The organism is Shewanella sp. S1-49-MNA-CIBAN-0167 (genome assembly GCF_040310145.1).
In the GTDB taxonomy this organism is placed as follows: domain Bacteria; phylum Pseudomonadota; class Gammaproteobacteria; order Enterobacterales; family Shewanellaceae; genus Shewanella; species Shewanella psychromarinicola.
The window spans coordinates 57723-71238 of sequence record NZ_JBEOPO010000012.1 but is presented as its reverse complement, the minus strand read 5'-3'; the positions used below and the strand labels follow the sequence as shown (position 1 = coordinate 71238).

Here is a 13516-nt window from a genome sequence, read left to right as displayed (position 1 = left end):
GTATAATCCTATGTTGTTTGGGGTTAATAACAGGATTAATTATGACTCCCTTAGCGCACTCCGAAACCGCACTCACAGAAGCGACCCCTGCAATTTTCGATCATCAAACGCTACATCAATTGCTACAACAACAATTTGGTTTTACTGAGTTCAGAGAAGGCCAACAAGCGGTTATCGAAACCATTTTAGGCGGTCATTCGGCGTTAGCGATATTTCCTACCGGTTCTGGCAAGTCTTTGTGTTATCAGTTTTGCGCCCAACAGTTACCTCATCTCACCTTAGTGATTTCGCCATTATTGGCATTAATGAAAGATCAGTTAGCTTTTTTAACCAGCAAGGGGATCGCGGCCGCCAGTATTGATTCAAGTTTAACCTATGAGCAAACACAACAAGTCATGCGCGATGTTCGTGAACAGCGCACTCGGATTTTAATGGTATCGGTTGAGCGTTTTAAAAATGAGCGCTTTAGGCAATTCCTTAAGTCAGTACCCATTTCTTTGCTGGTGGTCGATGAAGCGCATTGTATTTCTGAATGGGGGCACAATTTCAGGCCCGACTATTTAAAAATACCGCAATATTGTCAAGAATTTGCTATCCCCCAAAGTTTATTGTTAACCGCAACGGCAACAGAACAAGTCAAATTGGATATGGCCAAGCGTTTTGGTTTATTACCGGAACAGGTGGTCCAAACTGGTTTTTATCGGGCGAACTTAGATTTATCAGTTATTGCGGTAAGTCAGCTGCAAAAACTCAATCAACTCACCCATAGCGTAAAAGAGTATACTGGTAGCGGTATTGTATACGTGACCTTACAGCAAACGGCTGAAGACGTTGCCGCACACTTGATCCGTCAAGGGATCAATGCCGCAGCTTATCATGCGGGGATGGATCAAACTGTCCGCCAGCATATTCAACAGCATTTTATGGATAATCAAATCCAAGTGATAGTGGCGACCATTGCATTTGGTATGGGCATTGATAAATCGGATATTCGATTTGTTATCCATTTTGATTTACCTAAGTCGATTGAAAATTACAGCCAGGAAATTGGCCGAGCAGGGCGCGACGGACAATTATCTCACTGTGTTACGCTAGCTAATTTAGATGGGTTGAATACGGTTGAAAATTTTGTTTATGGTGATACTCCTGAAGCACAGAATATTAGCCAGTTATTAGGTATAATTGCCAGTGAGACTGAAGATGGTCGCTGGGAAGTACAAGAAACGCCATTGTCCTCCGCGTGTAATATTCGCTCATTGCCGTTGAAGACGTTATTTGTACAGTTAGAGCTACTCGGCGTGATCCGTCCAAGCTATGCTTATTTTGCTGAATTTAAATATCGGTTTGTTGAAGACCCGCAAACCATTCTCAGTCGATTTAATGACCAACGCCAGCAGTTTCTTAGTCAGGTGTTTGCCCATACACAGTTTAAAAAGATTTGGGGACAACTGGATTTTGATAGTTTATATCAACAACATGGTTGTGAGCGTCAACGAGTCGTTGCGGCATTAAATTATTTAGCTGAGCAGGATTTGATTATTCTTGAGACAAAAAAAATTACTCAAGTGTATGATGTACAACAGCAGGCGTTATCGACACCGCAACAATTACAACAACTTACTCAGCAACTCAGTGAGTATTTTAGTGATAATGAACATAAAGAAATTGTTCGGATTAGTAAGCTAGTCAATTTTTTTGAACTTGATCGTTGTTTAAGTGCAAATTTAGCTCAGTATTTTGATGACCACTCAGTACCACAAATATGTGGTCATTGCAGCGTTTGTCGTGGGCAAATTGCTGTATTATCAAAACAAGCTTTGGCTCCGATACCAGACTCGGCCACAGTGACAACATTGCTTGAACCGTTAACCATACTGGCTCAGGCAAAATCGCTACCCACTCCAACCATTGCTACGCAGGCTAAATTTCTTGCTGGTATGATAATGCCAATGTTTAGTCGTTTGAAAGTAAAACAATTAGATGGCTTTGGACGTTTTAGTGCTTATCGATATCAAGATATTCTGGATACTGTTAAGAAGGTAAATCCATGAAACCGGTTCCTGAAATATTGTTAAAGCGACACGGTGAGTTAATACAAAGTGAAGGCGTGACGGTAGTATCCCATATTCAACGTCAAGTTGGAGAATGGGTGGTACAAACGTTAATGATTAAAGATTGCGATGTGCCATTTAAATACAAGCGACCTCAACGTTTCAAAAGTTTGTTAGACCATAAAGTGAATCTGATTTACTACCCTGCAAAAGAAGTCGTGGGTGGCTTTGAAATTGAAATAATGCAAGTGGTAAGGGTTCGCCGTTACTAAACCCAATATCGTAAACTCAGCTCACCACGTTTCGGTGTGCTGAGTGTTAATTGATGGATTATTTCAGTTTTTTTGCAATGTCATTCAATAATTGATGAGCCATTTTCATATCACGTTGTCCCAGCATGGCTATGCCGTCGCTGAGCCATTGGACAAGTTTAGTATCTTCCCCTGCATCAATCTGCTCGACTAAAGCCATCGCTTTCGCCTTTAAAGCCTGTAATTGGTCAGTTGCTATATCTGTGGCCGCTAACTGTTGTAGACCAATTTTTTTATCAACCTGGCTGAGTTGATAGGCAAATACCATCACTGCTTGGCCTAAATTTAGCGAGGGATAATCGGCAGCTAATGACACATAGCTGTAGAGATCACATAGGCTTAACTCTTCATTATTCAGTCCGCTAGACTCTCTGCCAAATACAATAGCACATGGATGGGCTAGGTTTTGCAATGAGTGAGTATGTGGGTGTTCTCGCGGGATACTCCTTGGTCCGAATACATTCTTGCTTTGTAACGTACTGACTAACTCTGTCGGTGATAAATAACACCTTGGGCTTCCTCTTTCACGTGCTGTTGTGGCAATCAGCAGATCGGTATGTTCACGTAATGTCGCTAGACTGTCTACGGTAATGGTATTGGCGAGAATATCTTGTGCACCATGTGCCACCCAAAGTGCTTCAGGCTGTAAATGTAATGCAGAATTAACTAAAATAAGCTGTTCAAAGCCCATGGTCTTGATAGCTCTAGCCGCAGCACCCACATTGGCCGCTCGGGTGGGTTCAACTAACACAAATGAAATAGACATAAATCGACAACTGATGAAAAGTGACCCAAGTATAAACTTAAGCCCTTTGTGCCTCAACGCTTACTGCTCACTAAACACAAACTCGCTGGCAGTTTTCCACACTCTATAACGTAAATCAGTACCTTCAGGTAAATAGAAGACTTTAGGTTGACGGCTGTCATAGCGCAGCGTCAGGGCTTCATTGAGGACAATAAATTCAGCGGTTCTCTCTGCAGTACACATCATTCTGGTAGTTGGGCCTTGCATCACTTTATCGACTTGGTAATAAACATATCCCCAGCCGGCTAATGACAATGTGCTAATCTTACCTACAAGATTGATTTTATTGCAATCGACAAGTTTATTTTGGCCTATTTGCACTTCAAGCATATAATTTTGTTCATCGGCTAGGGTTGGCAAGGTAAGCACATGTTGTACCATTCCAGTGGAAGGTGAGGGATACATTTTACTGGCAACTTGCGGTTGATAATGACGGGTATCCATAACTGTGCTGTTAATTTTTATGTTGTTAAGATAATTATTGTCAACAGGACTTGTAGCATTCGATCCAAACGACAACACGCTAGTAATGATAGTTACAGTAATGATGAGCTTTTTGGCATAAGCGAGAGCTGGCAGGTTCATATTCTGTCCTCGTAAAGTGTATGTAAGATGTTTCGCATTAAAAGGCATGGTATTTCCGGTGTTCACACTAAAAATAACAAATAATAAAAGTATGTTTACCTTAGTTATTTATAGTAAACGCTGTGTGGGACTAAAAGGGTTAAATGAATACGTTTTATTTACCTATGTCTAATGGTTAACAAAACGATCAATAATTGAGTTTAGTTCATAAGTATGACATAACATACTGATAACCTTTGACACATTGTATTTATTACTAAGGTATCGTTTTCGATGCATAATACCCAAAATCTTGAACAAACTTCGCATATACTGCATTTGGCATTACCTAAAATGGCATCATTAGCTATTCCTGTAACGCCAGAAAATTATGCTATTTGGTTTGATTATTTTGCTGAGACGAACCTTAATCTTAAACGTGCAATTGATGGTTTAATTGCTAATAAGGTCCAATTTACTCCCGAAGTTAACTTAGGCTTATACAATCGGTTTATTGAAGAACGTTCACCAGAAATTATTGAAAATGTGCACATTGAAACTCAAATTCTGATAAACAGCTTATTGAATAAGGTTGAGCTGCTAAATCTTGGTACTGAGTCTTTTTCAACTAATCTTAATGAATTTGGTGAAAAGCTTCAAACAAACCCCAATGCTGATGAACTCCACCTTATCGTGGAATGTATTGCTGATGAAGTGGAACAAGTCATTGCCAATAATCGTCATATGGCGGTCAGTCTTGCGTCGTTATCTGAAGAGATTACTAGTCTCAAAGATGAAATGGACAACTTAAGTAAGGTGGCCATGACAGATGAACTGACATCGTTAAAAAATCGCCGTTCTTATGAACTGTTTGCCGCAGAGCAGGTGACTAAGTTTAATGATACCCAAACCATATGCAGTCTGTTGATGATAGATATCGATGATTTTAAGGTATTCAATGATACTTTTGGCCATTTAATTGGCGATAAGGTTTTGGCTTATGTTGCCTTAGCCATGAAAAATACCGTTAAAGGCGACGATTTGGTTGCCCGCTATGGCGGTGAAGAGTTTGTCGTCATGTTACCCAATGCCAAGCTTAACGACGCCGTGAATGTGGCCGAAAAGATCCGCGAGAGAATTTCATTGAAACAGCTTTCTATCGGTAAAGAAAAAAAACAAAACCTAGGCCATATTACCGTCTCTATTGGGGTGGCAACAATTCAAACGGGTGATGACACTGACACGTTATTTTACCGCGCTGATGAGCAACTTTATATCGCAAAATCAGCCGGTAAAAATTGCGTTAAGTTTGCTTGATGTTAATCTATATCGTTTTTATGGCTATAAATTCAATCCTCTATTTAGCTTTTGATTTAGCACATGATTTAGCGACATGCTCGTCAATAATCAGACGTTATCAGGTCTGTTCTAGCGGGCATAATGGCTATTTCGATAATGTCTTTTATCTTGTTTAATCGCACGGGTATTTGGCTATAAAACGTTTAAGCCCACCAATGAATGTAATCGCTATGATCCATTGGTGGGCGTTTGTTTATCTATTGCTGATTAATACCGTGTGATAACCAGAATGTTATTGGACGGTAGACTCAGGTTGCAAATCCATGTGCATTTTTATCAGATGTTCTTCCATATCAAATGACACTGTAAACCCGAGTGACTTGGCAAGGTTGGCCATACTGCGGTTTTCAAACATGGTAAACCCCATTAAATAAAGGGTGTTATTGGTCTTGTAATAAGCAATCAGTTTTTCGAGCAATAACTTACCTAAGCCGATCCCTTGATAGTTACTGCGTACCGCCATAGCAAACTCGGCTTCAGTATTATCTGGGTCGATAGATGCTCTCACGGCGCCTAAGGTCAGCTCTTCGCCATCTTCTGTCATTGTGGTTGCGATAAACGCCATTTCACGGGAATAATCAATTTGAGTTAATACTGCCATTTCTTCATGGGTCATCCGTGAACGCACCCCAAAATAACGTTTGTATCTGTCTTCATCACTTAATGAATTATCAAACTCTAAATGCTTAGGTTCATCTTCGGGCAAAATGGGTCTTAACATCACCTGAAGACCGTTTTTTAAGGTGGTGGTTTGTTCTAATTCTTTCGGGTAAGGCAAAATGGCCAAGCGGTTTATGTTGTCTTGTGGCGTATCATGCAACCGCATATTGACGTCTAATAAGGTGATTTTCTCACCCGCCGCTAACACTGGGTTAATGTCTAATTCAGCGATTTCAGGGCAATCAATAATCAAATGAGAGATTTGGGTTAACATGACGCACAAGGCATTCATGTCTAAACCCAGTGGTAAGTGACGGTCACGTAACTTGTGGGTTTTCAGTGCTTGGATGACCATATATCGCGCCAACGCCATATTTAACGGAGGCAAGGCAACGGCAGCATCACGAGTCGGGTCCCAATCCGAGCCACCTTCACCTAAACAGATAGCGGGGCCAAATACCGGATCATTAATCACGGATACCCGAATTTCTTGTGCCCCCGCGGTTAAGGCCATTTTTTGAATAATCAAACCGTCAATTTTGGCGCTAGGAGTAATTTGATGAACCCGATTAATAATAGAGTGGGCGGCATAGCTCACATCTTCATCCGAGGCTAAATTTAATACCACACCGTGGACATCCGACTTGTAGAGTAGGTCGGGTGATTGCACTTTTAACGCCACCGGATAACCTATTTGCTTGGCGACATTGACGGCTTCATCCACGTCTTTTACAAATAATGTTTCAATGGTATTGAGGCCGTAAGCTCGTAAAATATCACCAGCTTGATGGGTTTCCAGTACCGTTTGACCATTATCTAAGGCCTGTTGTAATAATGCTCGCGCCGCGTGGCTATCAGTCGGAATATTATCGGGTATCGATTGTGGGACTTCTTGGAGTAATTTTTGGTTACGACGGTATTCGACCATATGCATAAATGCTTTTACAGCCCCTTCAGGGGTGCGATAGGTCGAAATGCCAGCTTTAGTAAACCGTTTGCGGGCGAGATAAGCTGAGTCCTCACCGCCCCAGTTGGTGAGTATATTTAATCGGTTTCGATTGGGGTGTTTATTAATGATGTCGATAATACTGTTGGCTATTTCGACGCTTTCGCCTAATATCGATGGCGAATGCAGCACTAAAATGGTGTCAGTCTCATTACTACTCATCAGCACATTTAAGGTATCAGCGTAACGTTGATGGTCTGCATCACCAATCATGTCGATAGGATTTTGCTGTGACCAGGTGCTAGGCAAAATAGTGTTGAGCTCGGCAACTGTTTTTTCTGACAAGGGGGCTAATTTGCCACCTTTTATGATCAGCTCATCAGCAGCAAGCACCGCAGGGCCGCCGCCATTGCTCATAATAACCAATCGTTCGCCTTTGAGGGGTGCAGAATGTGCGAGACTTTCAACCGCGGCAAATAATTCGATTAAATCATTAACCCTTAGCATACCGGCACGCCTAAAGGCGGCTTCGTAAACGGCATCGTTGCCACCAATCCCCCCAGTATGGAGCATGGCGGCTTTTACACCTTCACGGCTGCGTCCTGATTTAATCACAAATATGGGTTTATTGCGCGAGGCGGCACGGGCAGCAGATAAAAAGTGACGTTTTTCGTTTATTGAATCAATATATAACATGATGGCGCTGGTTTTACTGTCACGGCCTAGATAGTCTAGCAATTCACCAAAGTCGATATCGGTGGCATCACCCAATGAAATAAAGGAAGAAAAGCCAATGCCTTTGTTGTTTGCCCAATCGAGTACCGTGGTACAAATGGCGGCAGATTGTGACACAAAGGCGATTTTCCCGGTGTTGGCACCTGCGTGGGCTAAACTGGCATTGAGACCTATAGGCGGTAAAATCATTCCTAAGCTATTGGGGCCTAACAAACGCATCCCGTAACGTTTAGCATATTGCTTGGTGACTTCAAGTAAATTATTGCCTTGCTCGTCGGTTTGCGAGGCCATGCCTGAGGCCATAATAATGGCCACTTTGCAGCCAAATTGCGCTAAACGTTCAACGATACTGGGGACTTTTAGCGCATTAGTACAAATAATGGCGAGATCTGGTTTGATGGGTAGCGCTTCAATATTGGGATAAGCCAATACCCCCATCACAGCAGTGTACTTGGGGGTGACCGGCATAATAGGTCCAGAAAAACCACCCGAAAGCAGGTTTTTCATAATGGCTTTACCCGCACGTTTATTGCCGTTAGACGCGCCAATGACTGCCACAGAAGTGGGTTTAAATAGAGCATTAATGCTACGTTGACTCATAGAAAGTGACCTTAGCTGGCTGGCAATAAGCACGGTGATTAAGGTTAGATTAGCATAATATTTTGTGGAATAACGTTAAAGACACTATTTTTACGCGGTCGTTATTTTGTGAATAAAACCAATTACTCAGTCTGTCTCTAGTAATCGATTAAAGCATCATGAAATAGTGTGTAGGGCTTAGCTTCAAGCTAAAAATTCGTCTTAGAAAGAATAATAGAGAACGGCCATAGAAAGCGGTAATAAAAAAGGGCCTGTTAAGGCCCTTTTTATGTGTGCTGCTAGTGGTTTTTTTTACAAGTAACTAATACTGCTAGGTTGCTGTTGTTGCTGATGAAGGGACCGGGACGTAAATATTGATGATCTTGCGGATCATTGTTTTACCGTCTTCAATAGCAATGTACAGACAAGGGATGAGGCATAAGGTTACGACTGTTGCAAACAGTACCCCAAAGGCTAATGATACCGCCATTGGGATCACCATTTGAGCTTGCATACTGGTCTCGGCCATAATCGGCACTAAACCAATAAATGTGGTCAATGAAGTTAACATTATCGCCCTAAAGCGTCTGCAACCCGCATTGAGCACAGCTTCTTTCATGGCGACGCCCGCTTTTCGGGAATTATTAACATAATCCACCATCACTAACGAATCATTCACCACCACACCAGCCGCCGCGATAATACCAAAAATGGATAAGACGCTTAAATCAATGCCTAAAATGATGTGTCCCATGACGGAGCCTATGACCCCAAAAGGGATAACAGACATGATCATAATTGGTTGTATATATGAGCGCAGTGGGATAGCCAACAAGCTATAAATCAGTAATAGCGATAAAATAAAGTCACGCATTTGGGTGTCGGCACTGTCTAATTGCTCTTGAATACTGCCCGAAACCTCACTGTGTACCCGTGGATACTTGGTCAGTAATTCTGGCATAAAGTTATCACGGATATCTTTAGCCAATTTAAACGGTTCAGTTTGCTCTGCATCAACATTGCCCCATACGTTAATCGTACGGTTACTGTTTTCGCGTCGAATACTATTAACCCCTTGAACCACCTTAATTTCCGCCACTTCAGATAAGGGTAACTCTGCACCTTGTGGGGTGTTAATCATTACGTCTTGTACCAGTGCGATTGAATTGCGTTGTTCTTCTGGATAGCGAAGCATCACTTTGATCTCTTCACCATTTCGAATAATACGCTGTGCTTCTAAGCCATAAAAACTGTTACCCACTTGCGAGGCAATATTGGCTAAGGTTAAGCCTAATGCGTTGGCTAACGGTTTTAATTGGAACTGCACTTCTTTTGCACTTGACTGACGGCTGTCATTGACATCGCTGACGCCTTTAAGAGATTTAAGCTTCTCTTTAAGGGCGAGTGAAGCGGCAACTAATTGGGCTTCATCTTTACTTTCAAGCCTGAAGCTAATATCACCGTCTTCACGACCGCCACCCATCAGACTGTCGCGGATGTTAAAGGATTTTACACCTGGAATTAATGGCATGGCTTGTCGCCATAATTCAGCTAAAGCGAAAGTGTCCATCGGTCTCACAGAGGGGTCGACTAATTTTGTCATCACTTCAGCGGTTGTTTGCCCTTTAAGATCGACCTGCATGTCAGAAATCATTTTCTGACCGTACTGTTGCTCTATCTTTTTATCGACATCATATAAGGTTTTCTCAATCGCCAGAGCGGCCGCAAGCGTCGACTGTTCTGATGCATCGACGTTCATTTCAACCGTTACCCTTGGGAAATCGTGGGGGATTTTTGGCTGACCAATAAAACGCACCACACCACCCATATAGAGTCCAACACCGATCAGGATCAAGCTAATGAACAACATTATGACCGCATAACGATATTCAACGGCTAATTCAAGGGAAGGGCGATAAATAGAACTAATAAATCGGCTCAAACCGCGGTCAACTTTTCCTTGAACAAAATTGACGCCGTTACGCAGCCAATCTACTGGATTTTTTGAACCGGGTTTAACCACGGTAGGTTTTTTCATGTGGGCTAAATGCGCGGGTAAAATTAATTTTGATTCTATTAGCGAAAATAACAAACATAAAATAACAATAAAACCAATGGCTTGCCCAAATGCTGATGACGGACCATCATCAAGGGTTATGGGTAAAAAGGCCGCTATTGTTGTTAGCACCCCAAAGGTCGCTGGCATGGCAACTTTTTTAACCCCACGAATAACACTTTCAATACTTTGGCCGTGTTCTTCTGATTCGCTGTGGGCACTTTCTCCCATAACAATGGCATCGTCGACCACGATCCCCAGTACTAAGATAAAGGCAAACAAGCTGATAACGTTAATGGTGACATCAATAAATGCCATTGGCATAAACAATAAGGTGCCTAAGAAACATACTGGTAGCCCCATCATCACCCAAAACGCTAATCGAACTCGTAAGAATAGTGCCAACATAATAAACACTAATATAGAACCCGTTTTCATGCTGTCGAGCATTAATTGCAAACGACCGTCTAAGTAGTAAGTCATGTCGACCCAAGGTTCAAGTTTTACGCCTTGTGGCAATATATTTTGCTGTTTATCGACAAAAATATTAATGGTTTTGGCAACATCTGTAATACTCTGGTTTTTAGCGGCGCCAATGAAAAAGCTAACTGAATTTTTACCATTAAATTTTGAGTATTGGATGCCTTCTTCAAAGCCATCATTTACGGTGGCGATATCGCCCAATAAAATCTTAGTACCATCATCTAAGGTCAGTAAAGGCAGTTGTTCAAACTCGTAGCCCACATAGGCTTGATTCTGGACGCGTAAATTAATGTAACCATTTTCAGCTTTAATTTGCCCCGCAGACATATTGCGTGAATAGCCGCGAACCGCATCGGCAACATCGTTAAAGGTTATGCCAAACTCCCGCAAACGGTCTTTACTAACTTCAATACCAATTTCATAACTTAAGCCGCTGTAGTATTCGCTAATGTTAACCCCAGGCAGCTGCATGATTTCATCATTAATCCGCTCGCCCAAGTCTTTCAGCTGCTTTTGATTTAAATCACCATATAGGCTTAAGTACATTACCTCTTGCCTGAATTTAATTCGCTCAACTTTTGGGGGCTCCATGCCGCCAGGGAAAGTAGAGATAGAGTCAATTTGGGACTTGACTTCATCAAGTACCACTAATGGGTCATATGAGTCTTCAACCTGAAAGTAACCCTGAGCCATATTACGGTTTGAATAGGTAATGACTCGCTTTAAACCTTGAACACTTTCTAATGCTTGTTCAATTTTAATGGTAATGCCTTCTTCCACTTCTTGCGGCGCAGTACCGGGGTAAACAGCGCTAAATTGAATCCAGTTAATTTCAACGGCAGGGAAGAACTGCTTTCGAATAGTATTGGCGGTCAACAGACCACCGAGTATGATAATGATCATCAGTAAGTTTGCGGCCACACTATTGCGAGCAAACCAGGCGATGATTCCTTTATGAGTATCTGCCATGATGATTATTTACCTTCCATCGCAAGTTCTGTTTGCTCTTTTTCTACAGACTCTTTTTGCAGAATCTTATCTTCTGGCAGTGCCAGTTTCATGCCTTCTAATGGGTAATCAAGCGCTGATGTTATCACTTGCATTCCTGATTCAAGCCCTTCAGAAATAACCACATTAGCACCTTCTTGGCGGATAATTGTGACGGGTTTATAACGCAGTTTTTTGTCTGCATCCATGACGGCAACTAAGCCATTTACTATCAAATGACGGGGGATAATGGTCACATTACCGGCATTACTGCCTTCGATATGAGCGGTGACATAGGTGCCAAAACGTAATTCATTCTTATTGGTGTTAAGCCCGTAGGGATCGTCAATTTCTGCAACCAAATAGGTCATACGACTTTTACTGTCTACCACGCCTTCACTGCGGACAATTTTTCCTGTCCACTCTTGTTTACTTCCGGCAAAATTGCCCACTAATTGCACTTCAGCATGGGTGCCTTTGCTGTCTAAATATTGCATATCTTTATCGGCTAGTGGTAAGCGGATCTCAGCTGTATCTGTATTGTAAACATGGCCAATTTTACTGCCCGTAGTCATGTATGCACCTAAACCGATTTCTCGACTGGAAATGAGTGCATCATACGGTGCGCGGATCACGGTACGTTCTAAATCACGTTGTGCGCGTAATAAGCCTGCTTCAGCACTTTTTAGCTTTGCTAACTCTTGGGCTAATTGCGGTTTCCGCAAACTGAGAGCCGTTGGCTTGCTGCTGGTAATTTCCGCCCACTCTCGCAAAGCAACTTCGCCATTGGCTCGCTCTTGAACCATATTAGCTTTGGATGCGGCAACATTGGCCTGAGCATCTAATAAGCCTGCTTCATAATCGCTAGGGTCTATTTTGGCGAGAATATCGCCTTTTTTAACAAATCCGCCTTTGACGAATCCATCGGCTAAATAAATAATCTCACCACTTACTTGCGACACGAGTTCGGTATCGTATTTGGCGGCCACAACACCATATGAACTGACCGAAAAGGTCATCGTGTTATACTCTATTGCTTCAACCGACACTAAAGGAGTGTTATCAACAGCGGGCTTTTCTTCTGGGGGCTTTTTTAACGCAGAGAAGCCAACTAAACCGGCTATTCCAATTCCTAATACTATGATTGGTAATATGATTTGTTTTTTAGTCGCCACAATCCTTCCTCTTAATATCCGATTTTTTTGCAGCAAATTGCTGTGCATACTGCTAATAGTTTTTTCAATGGTATATGTTAATCGATATGTTTATTGTTTGTTGTTTCATTGTGTAAACTTGTGTGTCAATTTGTGCGTCAACCCAAGGATAAAAAACATGTTGGTCGCTAATACCTCTAGATTACAATTATCATTAATAACCCTTGATGACAGCGCATTATTATTTGAACTAGACCAAGACGAACGGGTGATGCATTTTTTAAATGGAGGACACAAAACCACTCAACATCAGATTGATACGGTGATGATCCCCAGATTGGCTCAATATTTAAATCCAGCCAAAGGTTGGGGATTATGGAAGGTACAGGCATTAACGTGTGCTGACAACGACAATCATGGCTTAAGCGGTGCCTATTTGGGCTGGGTGTTAGTCAGACCAATGCATTTTTTTACCCAAGCACAGCCGCATAACCTTGAATTAGGGTGGCGATTTAAGCACATAAGTTGGGGTAAAGGTTACGCAACAGAAGCGGCCCAAGCTGTCATGGACGTGGTGAGTGCAGTAGATGAGGTCACTAATGTCAGTGCCGTGGCGATAGAAGAAAACTTAGCGTCTATCGCGATCATGAAAAAACTCGGGATGACCTTCCAACACAAAAGTATTCATCGAGATCCATTAGGTGATACCGAAGCAGTGTTTTATCAAAAAGAAGTTTAAAAAGGCATTTAATTTATTATAATTTATCTAGATTAATGGCATAAACCTAACAGAGTAACGCCAACGGCGTTGCAACAAGTGACAAGG

The 13516-nt window shown here is 42.0% G+C and carries 9 protein-coding genes; 4 read left to right on the top strand and 5 right to left on the bottom strand.

The features are described from left to right. The first annotated feature begins 41 nt into the window (after positions 1-41). Together AAEZ00_RS07605 and AAEZ00_RS07600 are read left to right on the top strand one after the other, a co-directional pair. Positions 42-2051: a RecQ family ATP-dependent DNA helicase gene (locus AAEZ00_RS07605; protein WP_124011486.1), complete on the top strand. Its 2010-nt coding sequence runs from the start codon at positions 42-44 to the stop codon at positions 2049-2051. Beyond that, complete coding sequence (locus AAEZ00_RS07600; protein WP_101031676.1) at positions 2048-2323, top strand: hypothetical protein; 276 nt, start codon at positions 2048-2050, stop codon at positions 2321-2323. The genes AAEZ00_RS07605 and AAEZ00_RS07600 overlap by 4 nt, the downstream gene beginning before the upstream one ends. A gap of 58 nt (positions 2324-2381) precedes the next feature. On the opposite strand, the gene AAEZ00_RS07595 is transcribed toward AAEZ00_RS07600, so the two are convergent. Both AAEZ00_RS07595 and eco read right to left on the bottom strand, forming a co-directional pair. Then, positions 2382-3128 carry a TrmJ/YjtD family RNA methyltransferase gene (locus AAEZ00_RS07595; protein WP_351088497.1) on the bottom strand — a complete coding sequence of 249 codons (747 nt, stop codon included), beginning with the start codon at positions 3126-3128 and terminating at the stop codon, positions 2382-2384. 60 nt (positions 3129-3188) lie between these two features. Next, positions 3189-3752: a serine protease inhibitor ecotin gene (gene eco, locus AAEZ00_RS07590; protein WP_351088496.1), complete on the bottom strand. Its 564-nt coding sequence runs from the start codon at positions 3750-3752 to the stop codon at positions 3189-3191. Positions 3753-4025: 273 nt separating this feature from the next. On the opposite strand from eco, the gene AAEZ00_RS07585 reads away from it, so the two are divergent. Further along, positions 4026-5048, top strand: a complete 1023-nt coding sequence (locus tag AAEZ00_RS07585; RefSeq protein WP_101031670.1) for a GGDEF domain-containing protein — start codon at positions 4026-4028, stop codon at positions 5046-5048. A 274-nt stretch (positions 5049-5322) separates the two neighbouring features. Here the strand turns inward: AAEZ00_RS07585 and AAEZ00_RS07580 are convergent, their stop codons facing one another. The 3 genes from AAEZ00_RS07580 to AAEZ00_RS07570 all read right to left on the bottom strand — a co-directional run bounded on the left by AAEZ00_RS07580 (position 5323) and on the right by AAEZ00_RS07570 (position 12711). Next, complete coding sequence (locus tag AAEZ00_RS07580) at positions 5323-8031, bottom strand: bifunctional acetate--CoA ligase family protein/GNAT family N-acetyltransferase (RefSeq protein WP_101031668.1); 2709 nt, start codon at positions 8029-8031, stop codon at positions 5323-5325. Positions 8032-8341: 310 nt separating this feature from the next. After that, positions 8342-11518 carry an efflux RND transporter permease subunit gene (locus AAEZ00_RS07575; RefSeq protein WP_101031666.1) on the bottom strand — a complete coding sequence of 1059 codons (3177 nt, stop codon included), beginning with the start codon at positions 11516-11518 and terminating at the stop codon, positions 8342-8344. Positions 11519-11523: 5 nt separating this feature from the next. Then, positions 11524-12711 (bottom strand): efflux RND transporter periplasmic adaptor subunit, encoded by a 1188-nt coding sequence (locus AAEZ00_RS07570; protein WP_351076873.1) that lies wholly within the window; start codon positions 12709-12711, stop codon positions 11524-11526. Between the two features lie 157 nt (positions 12712-12868). Between AAEZ00_RS07570 and AAEZ00_RS07565 the strand changes: the two genes are divergently transcribed. Further along, positions 12869-13429: a GNAT family N-acetyltransferase gene (locus AAEZ00_RS07565; protein WP_351088495.1), complete on the top strand. Its 561-nt coding sequence runs from the start codon at positions 12869-12871 to the stop codon at positions 13427-13429. Positions 13430-13516: the final 87 nt, after the last annotated feature.